The organism is Phyllobacterium sp. P5_D12 (assembly GCF_054049495.1).
The window spans coordinates 1-17,056 of sequence record NZ_JBFUMG010000046.1 but is presented as its reverse complement, the minus strand read 5'-3'; the positions used below and the strand labels follow the sequence as shown (position 1 = coordinate 17,056).

16 protein-coding genes and 1 pseudogene are annotated in these 17,056 nt (G+C 55.7%); 8 read left to right on the top strand and 9 right to left on the bottom strand.

The genetic code is table 11. The features are described 5' to 3' along the window. Window positions 1-564 (top strand): molybdopterin cofactor-binding domain-containing protein (locus ACXJ5O_RS05700; protein ID WP_457299047.1); only part of this gene is annotated, 564 nt, incomplete at its 5' end. 136 nt (window positions 565-700) lie between these two features. Beyond that, window positions 701-1,855: a fumarylacetoacetate hydrolase family protein gene (locus tag ACXJ5O_RS05695; RefSeq protein WP_457299046.1), complete on the top strand. Its 1,155-nt coding sequence runs from the start codon at window positions 701-703 to the stop codon at window positions 1,853-1,855. Here ACXJ5O_RS05695 and ACXJ5O_RS05690 read toward each other — a convergent pair. The 4 genes from ACXJ5O_RS05690 to ACXJ5O_RS05675 form a co-directional block, all read right to left on the bottom strand. Next, the gene (locus ACXJ5O_RS05690; protein ID WP_457299045.1) at window positions 1,852-2,790 is read right to left on the bottom strand and encodes a phosphatidate cytidylyltransferase; all 939 of its coding nucleotides are present in this window, start codon (window positions 2,788-2,790) and stop codon (window positions 1,852-1,854) included. The genes ACXJ5O_RS05695 and ACXJ5O_RS05690 overlap by 4 nt on opposite strands. Continuing rightward, a complete protein-coding gene (locus tag ACXJ5O_RS05685) occupies window positions 2,783-3,442 on the bottom strand; it encodes a lysophospholipid acyltransferase family protein (protein ID WP_457299044.1) in 660 nt (219 codons plus the stop codon). Before ACXJ5O_RS05685 ends, ACXJ5O_RS05690 begins: the two co-directional genes overlap by 8 nt. A 19-nt stretch (window positions 3,443-3,461) precedes the next feature. Continuing rightward, window positions 3,462-3,884, bottom strand: a complete 423-nt coding sequence (locus ACXJ5O_RS05680; protein ID WP_183663592.1) for a hypothetical protein — start codon at window positions 3,882-3,884, stop codon at window positions 3,462-3,464. A 94-nt stretch (window positions 3,885-3,978) separates the two neighbouring features. Further along, window positions 3,979-5,529 carry an EAL domain-containing protein gene (locus tag ACXJ5O_RS05675; RefSeq protein WP_457299043.1) on the bottom strand — a complete coding sequence of 517 codons (1,551 nt, stop codon included), beginning with the start codon at window positions 5,527-5,529 and terminating at the stop codon, window positions 3,979-3,981. A 357-nt stretch (window positions 5,530-5,886) separates the two neighbouring features. On the opposite strand from ACXJ5O_RS05675, the gene ACXJ5O_RS05670 reads away from it, so the two are divergent. Beyond that, window positions 5,887-6,273, top strand: a complete 387-nt coding sequence (locus tag ACXJ5O_RS05670) for a hypothetical protein (protein ID WP_457299042.1) — start codon at window positions 5,887-5,889, stop codon at window positions 6,271-6,273. A gap of 117 nt (window positions 6,274-6,390) precedes the next feature. On the opposite strand, the gene ACXJ5O_RS05665 is transcribed toward ACXJ5O_RS05670, so the two are convergent. Both ACXJ5O_RS05665 and ACXJ5O_RS05660 read right to left on the bottom strand, forming a co-directional pair. Continuing rightward, entirely contained in the window at window positions 6,391-7,491 is a 1,101-nt protein-coding gene (locus tag ACXJ5O_RS05665; protein ID WP_457299041.1) for a porin, read from the bottom strand. A 587-nt stretch (window positions 7,492-8,078) separates the two neighbouring features. Continuing rightward, window positions 8,079-9,002 carry a hypothetical protein gene (locus ACXJ5O_RS05660; protein WP_457299040.1) on the bottom strand — a complete coding sequence of 308 codons (924 nt, stop codon included), beginning with the start codon at window positions 9,000-9,002 and terminating at the stop codon, window positions 8,079-8,081. Window positions 9,003-9,240: 238 nt separating this feature from the next. On the opposite strand from ACXJ5O_RS05660, the pseudogene ACXJ5O_RS05655 reads away from it, so the two are divergent. The 3 genes and pseudogenes from ACXJ5O_RS05655 to ACXJ5O_RS05645 all read left to right on the top strand — a co-directional run. Next, window positions 9,241-9,537, top strand: a pseudogene (locus ACXJ5O_RS05655) (glycosyltransferase family 2 protein); the annotation flags it as partial. Between the two features lie 79 nt (window positions 9,538-9,616). After that, window positions 9,617-10,000 (top strand): DUF6152 family protein, encoded by a 384-nt coding sequence (locus ACXJ5O_RS05650; protein ID WP_457299039.1) that lies wholly within the window; start codon window positions 9,617-9,619, stop codon window positions 9,998-10,000. Between the two features lie 11 nt (window positions 10,001-10,011). Next, window positions 10,012-10,482, top strand: coding sequence for a DUF2214 domain-containing protein (locus ACXJ5O_RS05645; protein WP_457299038.1), 471 nt, complete (start codon window positions 10,012-10,014; stop codon window positions 10,480-10,482). 53 nt (window positions 10,483-10,535) lie between these two features. Here ACXJ5O_RS05645 and ACXJ5O_RS05640 read toward each other — a convergent pair whose 3' ends face one another. Continuing rightward, window positions 10,536-12,146 (bottom strand): S10 family peptidase, encoded by a 1,611-nt coding sequence (locus ACXJ5O_RS05640; protein WP_457299037.1) that lies wholly within the window; start codon window positions 12,144-12,146, stop codon window positions 10,536-10,538. 291 nt (window positions 12,147-12,437) lie between these two features. On the opposite strand from ACXJ5O_RS05640, the gene ACXJ5O_RS05635 reads away from it, so the two are divergent. Further along, entirely contained in the window at window positions 12,438-12,932 is a 495-nt protein-coding gene (locus tag ACXJ5O_RS05635; protein WP_457299048.1) for a (2Fe-2S)-binding protein, read from the top strand. Window positions 12,933-12,942: 10 nt separating this feature from the next. Continuing rightward, window positions 12,943-15,207, top strand: a complete 2,265-nt coding sequence (locus ACXJ5O_RS05630; RefSeq protein ID WP_457299036.1) for a molybdopterin cofactor-binding domain-containing protein — start codon at window positions 12,943-12,945, stop codon at window positions 15,205-15,207. A gap of 67 nt (window positions 15,208-15,274) precedes the next feature. Here the strand turns inward: ACXJ5O_RS05630 and ACXJ5O_RS05625 are convergent, their stop codons facing one another. Then, window positions 15,275-15,433: a hypothetical protein gene (locus ACXJ5O_RS05625; protein WP_457299035.1), complete on the bottom strand. Its 159-nt coding sequence runs from the start codon at window positions 15,431-15,433 to the stop codon at window positions 15,275-15,277. A gap of 388 nt (window positions 15,434-15,821) precedes the next feature. After that, window positions 15,822-16,832, bottom strand: coding sequence for a DNA topoisomerase IB (locus ACXJ5O_RS05620; protein WP_457299034.1), 1,011 nt, complete (start codon window positions 16,830-16,832; stop codon window positions 15,822-15,824). Window positions 16,833-17,056 lie beyond the last annotated feature (224 nt).

The window sequence follows — 17,056 nt, the reverse complement described above, 5'->3', positions numbered from 1 at the left end:
GAGGATCCAAGGGCACGCAAGGTGATCACGACGGCGGCCGAGGCCTTCAACTGGTCGAGCGAGCCCATGCCAGAGGGACGTGGCCGGGGATTTGCCTTTGCCAAATACAAGAACCATGCCGCCTATCTGGCACTGGCGATGGAGATCGATGTCGACAAGGAAACGGGCAAGATTCGCATACCGCGCATCGTTTCTGCGGTCGATTGCGGCGAGGCGGTGGCTCCCGACAGCATCCGTAACCAGACTGAGGGCGGCATCATCCAGTCCTTGAGCTGGACGATGTATGAAGAGGTCAATTTCGACAACACCCGGATCACGAGTTCGGATTGGTCGACCTATCCGATCCTGCGTTTTAGTGCGATACCGGGTAGTCTTGATGTCCACATCGTCGACAATCCGGGTTCGCCCTATCTTGGCGTCGCCGAGGCTGCGCAGGGGCCGACATCCGCCGCACTTGCCAACGCACTCGCCAATGCGACGGGCAAGCGTTTCTACGATCTGCCTTTTTCGCCGGCGCGGGTGAAAGCAACGCTCGGAGTTTTACACGACTTCCGTATTGTCTGATTTGGCTGGGCCATCGTGCAACATGCGGTCTTGATTGGTGGTGTGCGCTGTCGCATAACTGCGGCGCATTCATCCGCAGCCAGCATTCGCAGCCGGGCTGGAAGCGCGCCACACCACAGATATCAGGAATCAGACCATGCCAAATACAATCCTGCCCAGCTCCGGTGTTCTTGTCGGTCGCGCCAAAATTCCTGGCCACGCCATGCCGCGGATTGTTGCGGTGCGTGATGGCGTGGTTTTCGATATTACTGCCAAAGCCGCGCCAACCGTGCGTGACATTGCCGAATTCGACAATCCAGCCAGCTATGTTTCCGGAACTGCGGGGACCAGGCTTGGTAATGTAGACGCCATCATTGAGAACAGCTGGACGGAGAAATACGACCCGGCGCTTCCTGCGCTGCTTTCTCCGATCGATCTGCAGGCTGTAAAAGCGTCAGGCGTGACCTTCGTCGCTTCGCTGCTGGAACGGGTCATCGAGGAGCAGGCGAAGGGTGACAAGGCCAAGGCTGACTCCCTGCGCGACGACGTTCTCAAGCTTATCGGTGCGGACTTATCCAAGATCGTGCCGGGCTCTCCCGCGGCCATGCAGGTCAAGGAGGCGCTGATCGCCCGCGGGGTCTGGAGTCAGTACCTCGAAGTCGGGATCGGTCCCGATGCCGAAATCTTCACCAAGGGTCAGCCCATGTCGACCGTGGGCTTCGGTGCCGATGTGGGGCTGCACCCGATTTCGAGCTGGAACAATCCGGAGCCTGAAATCGTGCTGGTCGTTTCAAGTGCCGGGCGCATCGTCGGTGCAACGCTCGGCAACGACGTCAATCTGCGCGATGTGGAAGGGCGCTCGGCGTTGCTGCTGGGCAAGGCGAAAGACAACAATGCTTCAGGGTCGGTTGGACCATTTGTTCGCCTGTTCGATGGCGATTTCACCATCGAGACCGTCAAGGCGGCGGAACTCAGTATGCGCGTCGAGGGAGAGGACGGGTTTGTGCTTGATGGCCATTCCAGCATGGCGAAAATATCACGCACACCGGAATCGCTGGTCGAAGCCACGATCGGAAAGCACCACCAGTATCCGGACGGTCTTGTGCTCTACCTCGGCACCATGTTCGCGCCGGTCAAGGATCGCGATGGGCCGGGCAAGGGTTTCACCCACAAGATGAACGACGTCGTTTCGATCTCGACACCATCATTGGGAACATTGTCGAACCGCGTGCGCCTGTCTACCGAGTGTGCCCCATGGACTTATGGCGCCAGCCATCTTTTGCGTGATCTCGCAAAAGCAGAACTTCTCTAGGTCCAGAAATATCGTACTATGTGAAAGAAGATAGGGGCGGCGAAGACCAGACTGTCGGCGCGGTCGAGCATRCCGCCRTGGCCCTCGATCATGTGGCCCCARTCCTTGAYGCCRCGATCGCGCTTKATCGCCGAAGCAACTAAGCCGCCGAAGAACCCCATGATGCAGGCGAGTGCGGCCATCAGGCCGGCTTGTGCCGGTGTGAAAGGCGTCAGCCAATAAAGTGCGGCTCCGAGGAGTGATGCGCTGATTACACCGCCAATCAGACCCTCCCAGGTTTTCGAGGGGGATATTTTTGGCGCTACCTTGTTCCTGCCAAAGAGCTTGCCGAACACGTACTGCAACACATCGCTGCCCTGCACCGTGGCGATCAGAAATGCGATGAGCAGGAGCCCTTTGCCTTCGAAACCGGGTATCGAAAGCGTCAGTAGAGCTGGTACATGGCTGAGACAATAGACCGAGAGCATGATACCCCATTGCTGCTCGCTGACGCGCTCGAGGAACCGCTCCGTGTCGCCGGAGATCGCTGTCAAAGCGGGCATCGCAAGGAAGCAATAGACCGGCACGAAGATCGAGAACATACCGTACCATTCGATCCAGAGCAGATAGTACTGAACCGGAATAATGACCAAAAACATACCGAGCAGTATCCAGTGGTCACCGCGGCGCGTGTGTGTCAACGTCACGTATTCGCGCAAGGCCGCAAAAGAAACAAAGGCGAACAGCAGGATGACGCCTCCCTTGCCGAAAAGGAATGCAATGGAGATGGTGGCGATCATGATCCACCACGCCTTGATCCGCGAGTTCAAATTGGCGAGTGTTGAAGGCAGAACATCGCCTTTGCGTGTGCTCTTCCAGCTCAGTGCGGTCGCGACGGCGCTAGCGGTCGTCAATATGCCAAGGAGGCCAAGGAACAGCCAGATCGTTTCAGCCATGGTTGAGTGACCTCTGGTACTCCGGATTTAGCTCGAGCAGAGCCTGCCGTGCCCTATCGAGAAAAGCATGACGATCTTCGGCGGGCGTAAGCTCGACAGGTGCGCCGAAGATGACGCGGCAAAGCAACGGCACCGGTAGAAACGCCCCCTTGGGGAGAACGCGCGACATGTTTTCGATCCAGCACGGGACAAGCTCGACATCGGGCCGGGCGAAGGCCAGGTTGTACAGGCCTGAGCGGAAACGCAGCAGTGGCTCATCGGTCATGTTGCGCGTGCCTTCAGGAAAGATGATCAGCGAGTGACCATCTTCGAGTGCGTCCAGCATGATGACCATCGGGTCTTGCTCGCGCTGCACCCAGTTGCGTTCGACAAGCACCGTATTGAGCAAGTCACGGGCCAAGACGTGCCGGATCCTGTTTTTCCTCCAGTAGTCAGCTCCGGCGACTGCCCGGGTGCGTTCGCGCTCTTCCGGGAGCAGGCATGTGGAAAGCAGAATGAAATCGCCGTGACTGGCGTGGTTGGCGAAATAGATTCGCTGGCGCTTCGACGGCGCACAGCCCTGCCAGATCGGGCGCACGCCCGTTATGGCGCGCGCGACGCCGGCAAGCACCATGGCAGCCGCTCGCCGCAATAGCGGTTTGGTTTCGATCATATGCCCCCTCCGGTTGTTTTTAACCGGTCCACAACCCATAGGCTGTTATTGCAGCGAATAAAGCAAGAAAAGCCGCAAAAGCAAGGTGCAGTTTCATCAAGAGGCTGTTGGTTCGCGTCATGCGCGCTTGCAAAGGTCGCGTCCTATCCGGCCGCTTTCGCAAATGCATGCGTGCGAGAATGTCGTCCACCGCGCGGCAGCCCTCCGTTTCGTCGTCATGGGATGCGATAAAGCGAAACAGCGCGGCATCGAAACGAAGGTAGACGGCCAGGAAAAGGGTCAACAACCCGCCGATTATCAACAGCGGCCAGAGCCAACTGAAAAGCGGACCTCCGGCATCGCCGATGATGGAGGATACGACCAGCAGGACGCATGTAAAAAAACCGTAGGTATGTGCCCGGTGTTTCAATCGGGCCGCGAAAGTTGCGGCGTCTTCCTCCATGGAAATCACCTCATTTGATTGTGCCGTATGGCTTGTTGTTACATATGATCCAGGAGGGGACGGATTTCAAATCAGTTCGGGACGCACGAGACGCTCACGTGAGCGAATTCAGGAGTTCCCTGATTGTTGCCGCGCTAGTAGGGCGGCCGAAGAGCCACCCCTGTCCGTCAACCTTGGGAACAAGAGCCGCAAAATAGTCACGCTGGGCAGGTGTCTCGATCCCTTCGACGACGATATCCAGATGATGTACATGGGCCATGCCAATGATCTGCGGCACGATTGATACCGAGACGGAACCGGTTCCGATCGTCTGGGTAAAGGATCGGTCGATCTTTATCCCGTCGACATTGAGCTCACCGAGATAGGCTAGGCTCGAGTATCCGGTACCGAAATCATCGATGAATATCCGGTGTCCGCGGGATCGCAGACGCTTGATCGCTTCTATGGCATCGGCGGCGTTGGCGGTGGAACGTTCCGTGATCTCAAGCACGATCTGGCTGCTGGTGACGTTCGCCTCCTCGAGACGTGACGCGAGCTGGGCACTGAAATCGCGGTTGAAAAGATCCGCAGCGGTTATGTTGATGCTGACGTGAAAATCAGGATTGGCATCGAGAACCGGCGCCATATCCTTAAGCACATTTTCGATTACACAGATAGTAAGCCGGTTAATCAATCCGRCTTTTTCAGCAACGGGGATAAATACGTCTGGGGGTATCGTCTCTCCATTTTCCTTCCAGCGCACAAGCGCCTCGGCTGCTACCGTGCGACCTGTCGCTATGTCGACGATAGGTTGATACTCCATCGTCAGCCTGTTGTGCCCAAGTGCCTGTTGCAACCTCGTTTTCATGCTCAGATTGTTGCGCCGGAGCAGGATGATAATCGTAGCGAGAGCAGCACCGAGCGTAGCGCCAAAAATGGAAATTATCGTCGTGATCGGCTGCGCTGATGCTTCGAGCTGACTGACCTCGGCGTGGACTGTCACGCATGCCATGTCCCGGCAGACATTGCGGTAGACGATATCCCCGATCCGGCCAACGCCATCGGGTGGCTTCACGTCGAGCTTGCCGATATTCAATGACCCGAACATCCCGACTGTAGAGGACGTGCCTTGCGGATTGTACATCACAACATAGGCATAGGCGGAATTCTTGAGCGTTTCGAAAGAGGCGGGATCCAGTACGACGTTTGCCTTGCCAATACCGATAATCGGGGCGCTGGAATTGGATATGGCCAGACGCGAATTCGCATAGATCAACTTCCCCGCGGGCGTTTCGAGATCATGCGCGACCAGTGGCATCGGCTTTTTTCCGTTGCCGAATACGGCAGAGCAATGAAAAAAACCATCGCTCACCCTCCCCATGTCTTTAAGATATCTGGTGCCGAACAGCACGTCCCGCAAATACGGTATTTCCTTGTCCGAACAAAAAGGATAGGGCGAAGTGTTGATGACCGTCAGCATCAGGTCGGCTTCGGTAAAGACATCGACCGCGCGATCAAGAAGTCGGTCAGAGAAGATTCGCATCTGCCCGCGGTCACTWGAGATGACGACAAGCCTGCTGAGCCACATGCCGCACAGGGCGCCAGCGGCAATCAGCACAGCAATCAATATTGCCCTGTACCACAGCCGATCAAAATAGCGCGACATTCGGAGAATCCACCAAGCCTTCCACCACGGATCGACACGCCAGTTTGCTGACTCAAGCGCAGGCTTATCAATGACACTACGACCGTTAATATTTCTCTGATTTTTCCGGAGTTCTACAGAGAAACTAAGTAGTTTGATCTAATTCCGGCCGTCGGAACGAACGCGATGACTTCGACTATTGCGACAATATAGTTTTTGGTTCCCGCAGGCGTAATGAAAATATGAGCGATATCGCAGGCGCTATCCATACTGACATGAATGCGTCGACCCTCGTGCTACGATGGAACGCAGCCGGTCAGTGTTTACGACACCGATCTGGCTGACTGCGATGAAGTGAATAAGAGAGGAGAATTCGTCATGCCCAGGATTGATCGTCGCGCCCTGCTTCTCGGTTGCAGCAGTGCCGTAATCGCAGCGCCCGTTGCGGAAGCGGCTTTTGCTGTGGAGCCGCTACGCCGGGATAGGGATCCATCCCGCGACCTGCTGGCACTAATCAAGGCGCACGAGACAACCTATGAAGCATTTGGCAAGGCAATCCAGGCAACGGATGGTAATAATCGCGATCATGACAAAGCCAGCCGGGCCGAGGAAAAAGCGCTTCTGGCTGTCTGTACCTATTCTGCGATCAGCGACGGGGATCGCCGGACCAAGGCCCAATATCTTTTGAAGATTGCGGCGCGAGGCGAGCTCGACCTGGCCGAACATATGCAGGCTCTTCTCCATTCGGAGATGGCGAAAGTATAGGATCGATCGGTTGCCGCGAAAAGCAGGGTACGGCGGAGCCGATCGTTCAGCCAACGAATAGAAGCAGTCAAGGCGGCGAGTTGGAACTCGCCGCCCCGATTTTATCTGGAAGCTTGATCAGAAGTTGCGCTGGAAGCGAACGATGCCGCCGAAAGCATCATCGTCACCACCATTGGCGATCGAGTCATCCTTACGTGCGCCATCGAACTTGGTGTAATTGATTTCCGGCGTGATGGTGAAGCCCGGTACCAGCTCGTAGGCTACATTGAGAGCGAGAGCGTATGTGCCTTCGTCTTCGTATGCAGCCTGTGCGTTGACGGTCGCCTTATCGGTAACCTTAGCAGCAACACCACCCCAGGCAGCCCAGTCGCCCTGGAACTGGGCGAACCAGTTGGTCTCGCCGGTGTAGAAGGAGTTCGCATCGAAATCGGACTGATACGCACCCAAGACCCAAACCGAGACCTTGTCGGTGATGTTGAAGTCCACACGCAAATTGGCTGCGATATCTTCCTGCTTGGAATCGTAGCCAACCGTGCCGGCAATCTTGCCCCAGGACTGCTCCCATTTTGCGCCGGCAAGAACGTGCGGCATATAATCGTCGATTACGTTGTCGCCGAAATCATCGGAGCCCTGTTCGGCAGCGATGATGGCCGAAAAACCGCTGCCGCCGACGAACGTGTAGCTGATCTGGTTCGACTGGCCGGACTGGTAGTTGATGACATCGTCCTGAATGATGTCGCCGGCATACCCGACCCAAGCACCGAAGATTTCGTCGTCCGTACCAATCTTGAAGCCGCCAAGCTCGATGTAGGCTGTTGGGACGGACCCGCCGCTATCTTCGCCGTCATCATACTGGAAACGGCCGACGATATAGGAACGCAATGTACCAAGTTCGGTTTCCGAACGGGCATCCATACGGATTTCAGCACGTGTACGCTTGTGATAGGTCTCGTCACGGGTGCCATCTGCCTTGAGGCGACCGAGGTTCGAACCGTCATACGGATCGTCGCCAGCCTGGGCATCGTAACGGACCATGCCCCCGACCCTGAGACAAGTTTCGGTGCCTGGAATGTAGAAAAAGCCAGCGCCGTATGCGTCGCAAACGCGAACGTATTCGACAGGCTCCGGTTCAGCAACGACGACTGCATCCGCAGCGCGAGCTCCCGTTACCGCAACAAGTGCAGCAGCGGAGCCGAAAAGAAGACTTTTGATATTCATGCCGATCTCCAGTTATGGACGATGAGTTAAGTGAGAGCATACGAATGAATCCGGATGCCTGAGCCTATGTCTTCCGGGAGGGTGGCTTGGGTCAAAGGACATATCCAATGGCATCTTGTGGCCCGTCCTGGTGTTGCTGCAACGCAACATCTGTATTTGCGGATACTGAGTTGGCAGAGACTTTTGGTCGTCATCCAAGTGCCAGAAAAAGGCGGCAATCGGGGCTTCCCAAGCAATTTCATAGAGGTTGGGGTGGCATGGCGCGGACGTGATTGGTTTGGGCTGAACAAACTCGTTGAGGGTTCGCTTTTTTGGCGAAATTGGTCCGAAGCTACGAGTCACAGCCAAGTTTCGGTAGGAATCTKATGCCGGAAAGCACCTGATTATGTCCTTTGACTGCCGAGGAGATCGGATGCAACCTCAATATGCGCCAACCCGTCGATGCGAAATTGGCATCGAAAGGAGGGTGTGTTGATCTCCAGTCAATAGCCAAGACCCTGCCCCTCGGGGCGGGGTTATGGCTGAGCTTGGAGAGCGTGAAGGCGCAACGTTGATCTTTACCATCCTGCAAACAAACGCAGAATTGGCTATGCACAACGCCCCATGGGAAGGAGATCATAATCCTTGTTTGCAAGATGCATTCCGAATTGTGTTTTCGCCACATGGGCTGCGACCATATTCTCAAAGACATCAACAAGAGGAGGAAGGATTTTGACCTTTCGACCGCCCGCCTCTAGCAGGCGTACCAGCCCTTCAGCCTCCGCTCTTCTCATGAGCCGGCGAATATGTGTCCGCGATACGCCGTAGAGACTTCCGATTTCATCAAATGGAAAGCTCACAAAGTTGTTCCCCTGCGAACTCTTTAACGACATCAGTTTGCAAAGAAGTATCTCGCCGCTGCCGCTAGAAGCAAACAACCGCGAGCCCGGCTGACTGGATATCCACGCGCTGATATCAAGCAGCGACTGCAGACTGGAGGCAAAGTATCGTTCCAAGAAACCACCGGCATCGTCCAACAAATCCCGGTAATGCCTTAGCGGAAACAATCTATCGGCTGCCGCCACCGCCACCGCCACGATTTTCTTCGCACAGCCCAACAAGTGATCGGTTGGCTGAATGAGATGAATTCTATGATCAGTTTGATCCTGTACACGTTTGACAAGGCCAATCTTCTCGAGGAGATCGATGCTCGCCGCCGTGGCACTGAGGCTGCACAATTTCGCGTCAGTGGTAATGCGTTGGATGCCCGATATGGTTGCTCCACTGCTGCCGTTGGTGCTGTCGAAATGCAACGCAAGAACCGCCATGCAAATCACCTGTCTGGCCATGGTCGCCATCACTTTGTTGGCCATGTAATGACCCTCGAACAAGTTGACGACGCCTTGCGAAAATATCATCGCGGCGGGGGCAAAATGCGGATTGTTTCGAAGAATTGCTACCCGCTGTACCAACCATCGCGACCTGGTCTCATCGGCAATGCAAGGAAGAAAATCAACTACGTTGCCGTCCATGTGCATGATTCCTGTCGAACAAATATGCGGTCAGCGGCCGTGCAAAAAAGCCGACCATGTACTGCCGCCCACCCGTACTAGTCCGCCTGAATTGACAACTTCGGTGATTCTGGCGCTGACATTTTATATGGTGGTTATAATGAATAAACAAGTAATAATGATGGTCATTATATATGACGGTACTACGAATTGGTTCAAAAACGCTTGATGTAAGCAGCCTCCGGGGTCGGCACACACTGCCAATCTGCATGATCCGGTTCATTTGGAAGAGCGCTTGGCATCCTTGTGCGTGGACGAACATCAGCACCCCGTGGCCGATGATTCCAAGCTGGCTTTGGCCGTAGCAGGTGTAACCGCCAGTCTGGAAATGAATGCATCCTTGCGCCGTCGGGCGGTCCTTGCGCCGTGGTTTTTATCCATCGGAGTGCTGCCGCGGCAGATGGCAAAGACGGTCTTGTCATGGAAGCTTGTTGCATCGTGCAGGCCGGCATTCCTTTCACGGATATCAAAGATTATCCGGCATACGATGGAATAAATCTGTCTTGAACCGTGTGCTGGTGCTCGAAATGGCCTATGATAATCGACGAGACGACCTGGCAGAGGAGGCAGATATCATGATGAATTTGTACGGTCGGTTCCTTGGCGGCGCCATCTTTATGACGGCAATTGTCTCGGGCGYTGCAGCCCATCACGGCTGGTCGTGGGCCGAGGCCGATCAAATAGAGCTCAAGGGTGTGATCCGTGAACTCTATATCGGCCCACCGCACCCAACGCTCGATGTGGAAACCGCGAATGATGGGCTTTGGCGTGTGGAACTTGGCAACCCGCGTCAGACCGAACGCTCCGGCTTTGTCCACGGCTCGGCAAAAATTGGCGATGAGATAATTGCACTTGGCAATCGGTCCACTGATCCAAGCGAAAAACGGATGAAGGCAGTGCGGATCGCCGTGGGCGGGAAGACATTTGATATCTACCCCGAGCGCATAAAGACGAACTGACCAGCGTTTTGATGGAGTTTTTGCAAGCGCTTTCCGAATGGCCTGGAGCGGTGATGCTCCGGCGGTTTCAGATTGCTTATCTGCTTGTCAACGCGGCGCATATTCTTTCGATCGGTCTTGTCTTGGGCGCTATCATCACGCTGGACCTTAGAATATTGGGGCTATTCAGGCAGTATCCGATCGGCGCGCTTGGCCCACCCCTTTCACGTGTTGCTGCAACAGGTGTTGTGATCGCCATTCTCACGGGGTTGATGCTCTTTTCGGTGAGGCCCATCGCATACATTCACAATCCCGCCTTCCTCATCAAGGTTGGGATAGTCGGTTTGGGTATCGCCAACGCTTTGCTCCTCAATCAAAATCGCCATTGGCGGCTCGCACTTATGAACAAGGAGCCGTCCAGGAGAGTGCAGCTTTCGGCATTCCTATCTATGGCCCTTTGGGTAAGCGCCATAATTGCTGGTCGGTGGATCGGGTTTCTCTAGTCAATGTGCGAGCCTTATCACATTGCTACAGTCGTCTATCTGGAAGCTATCCACTATTCCCCTTGGGGTTTTCCAATCTGTCCGGAAAAGAAGGTTCTTGCATCTGCGGTCAGGTCACGCCGGGAGCTTGACCGCGTGTAGAACATATGGCCGCCACGATAAAGCTTGAGGTCGACCCGGCCAGCAGCAAGTGACGAGGGCAGATGGTCAATGACATATTTGCTGATCCCGTAGGGCGTTATGGCATCGCTATAGCCCTGCGCGACCAGCAAACGGAAAGACGGTATGACCGAGAGCATATCGCGAATATCGCCGGTCGCGCTAGCCTGGGCTCGCATGCCCCCGCCTTTGCCGCGGCGGCCCCATTCCCATCGCTCGTTAACGTCGTTGGCGAGCAGTCTGTAGGTCAATTCAGTGCGAAAACCCAGTTCATTACGGGCGTAACTGGCAAACGCCGCCCCATATGAGCGCGTGAACCCATCAAGGATAGGATCGTTGCTTCGGTCAGCGTCGGACTCAGGATAGGGGTCTGAGACGGCAAAGGACGCATCATAAGGACTGACCACCTCGAATTCGTTGCCCTTCGAATGCTTGACATAGGTGTCGTCGAGAAAACCACGTGTCCGGCCTACAACTGCTTCGGGTATGCCCRTCAATTGTGAAATCCGCTCGTAGAAGGCTTCTGCCTTGTTCCCTGACGGTTCTGGTCCCGCAAGCGTCACAAGATAATCGGTCATGGCAAATTGCTCTGCATCGCGGATCGCGCCCGGGTCGAAGGCGTTTCGGCGTTCCAACTCTGCTGCCGCAAGCGAAGGAAGTTGAAGGGCCGCTCCCAACGGATATTGCCTCTCCCCAAATAAGAGCTGCCCCTCGATAAGTGGCGACAGCATGATAATCCCTGAAACAAGAATGCCTTGGTCATCCTTGAGCGCAGAGGCGACTTTTGCAGCGCGAAAACCACCATAACTCTCACCGAGCAGATATTTCGGGGAAGCCATGCGCTCATTGTGATTGACGTAGAGCGCGATCGTCTTGGCAATGCTCTCCGCATCTTGGCCCACCCCATAGAAATTCGAAGCAACGTTGTCGCTCGCCGCACGACTCCAACCCGTGCCGACGGGATCGATCAGCACAAGGTCAGTGAACTCCAGCCAACTATCCGGATTGTCCATGAGCGTCGGGCTGGTGCCATCCTGTCCGTTCGGGCCGAAATCGAGAATGCGTGGCCCGACCAGTCCAAGGTGGAGATAGGCCGACGCGGCTCCCGGCCCACCGTTGAAGGCAAAGGTGAGCGGACGGCCCGGTTGACGGTTGCGGGCGACATAGGCGGTRTAGAAAATCTTGGCGGTACGCTCTCCATTTTGCCCGAAGAGGCTGAGGGTTCCCGCGGTGGCGGTATAGGCAAGGTCCTGCGTTCTGGTTTTTAAGACGTGATCGGTAACTGAATCCGCGGCCAAAAGGCCAAGAATGCCAGTCGAAGTGTCGCCCTCCGCCTTCGAAGGGTTGGCCTTATCTTCACCACTCGACGGTGGCCGCGATTGCGTAACGTTCCCACTATGATCATCTGTGCCAACGTCTTGCTGCGCATTGTCTTGGGGAAACGCTGGCGAAGTTAGCAGTGCAAAGGCGACGGCTAGACGCAGAATGGTGCGATGAAAATACAAACTCTCTTCCTCCTTCGATGCGGTGGCGTCCGCACAGAGTGTATCCCTTCGCCCGGGAGAAGGAACTCAACACATATTGATATGCACCCAGATGGCGACGATTGGCCGGTAAATGGCATTGCGACGCCGTAAAATTTGCAGGCCTCGCTGCAAAGTATTTCCGGAGATCAACTTCACGCGACAAGCACATGTTCGTGATCGTGCGTCTATACGGGCGTCTCATACAGTTTCCACAAGCATTAAACCTTGCCCGGTCTGCCTGTCCTGCTTATCGTAAAGAATAGGGCAATGATGTTTACCGATTCACGGGAGGAAGATGTGGCTACGAAAGAAATCCAGCTTAATGTTGATGGTAATAATCATGTAATTACAGCGGATCCAGAAATGCCGCTGCTCTATGCTCTTCGTGACGATCTCGGCCTGCGGAACCCTCGTTTTGGCTGTGGCCTGGCACAGTGCGGCGCGTGCACGGTGCATATTGACGGACAGGCCGTCCGTTCATGCGTGACTCCGGTCGACTCAGTCGGCGTCGGCAAGGTTGTTACTTTGGCCGGTCTCGGCGGGGGAAATGGCAAGGTTCACAAGATCCAGACGGCATTTATCGAGGAGCAGGTTCCGCAATGCGGTTATTGCCTTAACGGTTGGCTGATGACGGCGGCAGCATTCCTTGAGACAAATCCCAATCCCAGCGATGGTGAAATTCGTGATGCATTGAGCGGGCTGAAATGCCGCTGCGGCACGCATTACAGTATCATTCGCGCCGTCAAGCGCGCTGCACAGGCTTGAGGAGGCAATCATGACGATCAATGTCAACCGGCGCATGGTTCTCGGTGCCTTCGGCGCACTCACTATTTCCGTCGTACTGCCCGGCCACAAGGCGCGTGCGGCCGTCTTCGGTGCTACGACACAGCCTCCGCTGAAACCCGAAAATCTGTCCTCCTACATCCGGGTTAATGCAGACGGTACCGTTATCGCCTTCTGGGGCAAGATGGACATGGGCCAAGGCACAGATCTTGGCGTTGCCCAGATGGTGGCTGAGGAGCTCGATCTCCCAATATCCAAGGTCTTCGTCCAGCAAGGCGATACGGCGACCAGCATCAATCAGGGTGGAGCTTCGGGCTCCACCGGCATCCAGCAGGGCGGCACAGCGCTGCAGAGCGCCGCTGCGGAAGCACGCTATCAGCTTGTCGACATGGCATCAAAACAGCTCGGTGTACCCGTCCCGGACTTAAAAGTGGACGATGGTGTCATCAGCTCCGTCGCTGATCCGGCGAAAACAGTAACCTATGCCGAGCTGATCGGCGGCCGGTTCTTTGACACTCAGCTTGAGTGGAATCAAAAAATTGGCAACAGCCTTTTCGTCAAAGGCAAAGGCACGATAAAGCCTGTTGCCGACCACAAGGTTATCGGCAGTTCGCCGATGCGTCGTGACGTGCCGTGGAAGGTCATGGGAAGCGGCGACTATGTGGTCGACATAAAGGTGCCGGGCATGTTGCACGCAAGGGTGATCCGGCCCGAAGTGGCGGGTGCCGTACCTGTCGAGGTCGATGCAACTTCGGTCAAGGACATACCGGATGTGCAGATTGTGCGGGAGAAAGGCTTCCTGGCTATCGTGGCACCGCGGGAGTGGGATGCGATCAGGGCTGCCGATCAGCTCAAGGTGAAATGGTCAGATTCGACACCGAATTTCCCGACACAGGCCGATATTTTCGATCATCTTAGAAATGCGAAATCGGTACATCGTGAACCGGGCGAAGATGTCGGCGATGTCGATGCTGCCTTCGCGGGCGCGGCCAAAGTCATCGACGCGGCCTATGAGTGGCCGTTCCAGAGCCATGCGAGCATGGGTCCCGCGTGCGCCGTGGTTGAAATCAAAKGCGACAGCGCAACGTTGTGGACTGGTTCGCAGAAGCCGCATTTTGCCGCCGCGGGCGTTGCCGCAATCCTGGATATGCCATCGGAGAATGTGCATGGCATCTGGGTTCCCGGCCCCGGCAGCTATGGCCGGAACGATGCCGGCGATGCCGCTGCCGATGCAGCGCTTATCGCCAAGCTGACGGATAAACCGATCAGGGTTCAGGGTATGCGGAAGGACGGTACAGGGTGGGATCCTAAAGGCCCTGCCTCTATCCATACAGCACGGGCCGCGCTCGACAAGGATAACAACGTTCTTGCCTGGCACTTCGAGTCCAAGGGCTTCTCCCGGGTTGACGTCAACTCCAATGAGAGCGCAACGCGCGATACACTGGCTGGTCAGCTCATCGATACACCGCTAAAGCCCGGCGTCGGCTTTGGCGTGCCAGAAGAGTCTTACGGTTTCCCGGCGAAGCGAAAGGCATGGGAAACGGTCGCCCCGTTGCTGGACCGGGCATCGCCGCTTCGGACGACGCATCTGCGCGATCCCGTCGGGCCGCAAATCCACTTCGCCTCTGAATCATTCATGGATGAGGTAGCCTATGCCATCGGCGTGGACCCGTTAGAATTCCGCCTCAAATACATTGCCGACCCTCGTGACATCGCCGTCGTCAAGGCGGCAACGGAAAAGGCCGGCTGGCAAGCCCGCACTGCCGCGCGCCGGCAAAGCGCAGGTGACGGCAAGTTCAAGGGGCAGGGGATGTCCTATGCGCAGCGCAGTGGCACAAGGGTTGCGGTGGTCTGCGAGGTCGAAATCGAGAGCAAGACAGGCCGTATATGGGCCCGGAAATTCACCGTGGCCCACGATTGTGGCATGATCGTCAATCCACGGCAGCTTACGCACACAATCGAAGGCAATATCGTCCAGGCAATCAGCCGTTCGGTGCATGAGGAAGTGCAGTTCGACGACAAGAACGTCACCAGTATCGATTGGGAGACCTACCCGATCCTCGACATTACCGAGACGCCCGAGACAATCGACGTGGTTCTGATCGATCACAAGGAACTACCGCCGAGCGGCGCCGGCGAACCTTCCATGCGACCGGTTGCGGCGGCTATCGCCAATGCGATCTTCGACGCCACGGGCGTGCGCATCCGTCAGGCACCATTCACACCGGATAAGCTCAAAGCCGCCGGCCTGGCCTGAAATTGATCGCCTTGCTCAAGGACTTCACGAGAAGCCGTATTGCGATTCGGCTTCTCGCTCTGTCGCGCTAGTGTTCGGTCATGGATTGATGCGTCGACGCGGCTGCATTTTTGAACGGAAACGGTTTTTGGAAATGCCCATGTCCCGCCATAAAGTTGAGTTCACGATTTGCTGCCATTGCCGCCAGCTCGTCCTCATCACGAACACCGCTCTCATAGATAGCCATGATGACGCGAGCTAGGTCGTTACAGCGCTCATGGGTCCTGGGACACCGATCCAATAGTTGCGATGCTCTGTTGTGAGCCCGCTGCATGATTTCCCAATCCGTAGTCGCGAATATCCGTCGATCTCCATCTGTGAATGTCATGACACGCTCCCATCTGTTCAGCGAGAACACATCTCAATTTGCGGGCCGCCATTCCGCGTAATTGTTGCGGCAGCACAGAAAAAAGCTAAGCGCATTTTCCGTCCTGCCGCAAATTGAATTGGATTCACTTGTCGAATGGACCACTTACCGCACTGCAAAATGACGGCTCCGATGGGCAAATTTAGCAAGCGGGTTATGCGCGGATAATAAAAATTGGGGATGGCGTTGAATGGACCGCCCTCCTGGTTCATTCTATTGCCTGCTCAAGGAGCCTCATCAGCCCGGTTTCAGGGCCCGTAAGACCTTTCCGATGGGGTGCACGCAGAAGCGAACTATTGAGTTGGCCGGCATTGAAGCACTCTGTCACAAGGGGATGAACATAACTCGATCGTGTAACCGCGGGTGTATTGCGCAGGAACTCGCTAACATTGCGCATGGCCGCAGCAAGAGCCCGCTTCCGGGCGGAATCGGTGTTGGCATCGTTCTGCGCCAGGAATTCGAGTGCGCGGGCAGATCCATGAAAAGTCCTGAAATCCTTGGCGCTGACTTTTGAGCCGGAGATTTCCTGCAGATATTGGTTCAGTTCTCCCGCATGCAGGCTGCGCCAGCGCTGCTTGTCCTTGTATTGGAATAGCCGTCCCCGCCGTTTCAGGGCTTTTAAGCGCCGGACGGCGGCGCGATCGCTGATTGCTATTTCGTTCTTCTTTTTCGATTTACCGGCAAAGACGAAGTTCGCGATATTGCCGTTGATCTTGAGATCGCTGTTTTTGAGTGAGGCGATGCCTCGACCACCATCCTTGGCATATTTTTCATGCCCGGCCCGGAAAGCCTTTTGATCGATCAGTTTCACTGCGAGCGCGACAAGCGGGCGACTTGATGTCGGGGGGCGCTGCATATCACGCAGAATGCGCTTGCGGATACGTGGAAGCGCCTTGCCAAAGGCAAGCAGCCGGTGCGTTTTGATACTGTTACGCACGTCCTCCCACTTCGGGTGGTAGATATATTGCCGCCGTCCAAGCGCGTCCAAGCCTACAGCCTGAATATGGCCGTCGCATTCATCGCAGCAACAAACCTCGGTCCACGCAGGAGGAATTACCAGAGCAGTGATGCGCTCGATGTGCTTTTTTGAGACTGGACGTCCATTGGTGCGGACGTAATGGAATGTGTCTCCAAATGGCTCACGCTTTAAGGTGAATGTCTCCGGATCGACCAGCTTAAGCCCAACTATTTCAGCATAATACGCATAGTCCGGCTGCATTTCTTCACCCTGTTGTTGCGGTTGAAGAACGTTTGTCGCGACGGGACAGTTCCCTGTGACGCAAAAAAGGTGCAAGCTCGTGAAGCAATCCTGTTCCAGTTCGACAAGGAACCACCATGACCAAATTTGCTCTTTACGTGCCCCTCGAAGCAAAAGCCGGAAAAGAGGAAGACGTCGCGGCGTTTCTTCAGTCGGCTTTACCGCTGGTAAATGAGGAATCCGGA

Coding starts and splice junctions, on each gene's coding strand:
- ACXJ5O_RS05680 (WP_183663592.1), bottom strand. CDS start 3,884: ATGGAGGAAGACGCCGCAACTTTCGCGGCCCGATTGAAACACCGGGCA.
- ACXJ5O_RS05660 (WP_457299040.1), bottom strand. CDS start 9,002: ATGGACGGCAACGTAGTTGATTTTCTTCCTTGCATTGCCGATGAGACC.
- ACXJ5O_RS05635 (WP_457299048.1), top strand. CDS start 12,438: ATGTTTACCGATTCACGGGAGGAAGATGTGGCTACGAAAGAAATCCAG.
- ACXJ5O_RS05665 (WP_457299041.1), bottom strand. CDS start 7,491: ATGAATATCAAAAGTCTTCTTTTCGGCTCCGCTGCTGCACTTGTTGCG.
- ACXJ5O_RS05670 (WP_457299042.1), top strand. CDS start 5,887: ATGCCCAGGATTGATCGTCGCGCCCTGCTTCTCGGTTGCAGCAGTGCC.
- ACXJ5O_RS05695 (WP_457299046.1), top strand. CDS start 701: ATGCCAAATACAATCCTGCCCAGCTCCGGTGTTCTTGTCGGTCGCGCC.
- ACXJ5O_RS05685 (WP_457299044.1), bottom strand. CDS start 3,442: ATGATCGAAACCAAACCGCTATTGCGGCGAGCGGCTGCCATGGTGCTT.
- ACXJ5O_RS05645 (WP_457299038.1), top strand. CDS start 10,012: ATGGAGTTTTTGCAAGCGCTTTCCGAATGGCCTGGAGCGGTGATGCTC.
- ACXJ5O_RS05625 (WP_457299035.1), bottom strand. CDS start 15,433: ATGGCTATCTATGAGAGCGGTGTTCGTGATGAGGACGAGCTGGCGGCA.
- ACXJ5O_RS05620 (WP_457299034.1), bottom strand. CDS start 16,832: ATGCAGCCGGACTATGCGTATTATGCTGAAATAGTTGGGCTTAAGCTG.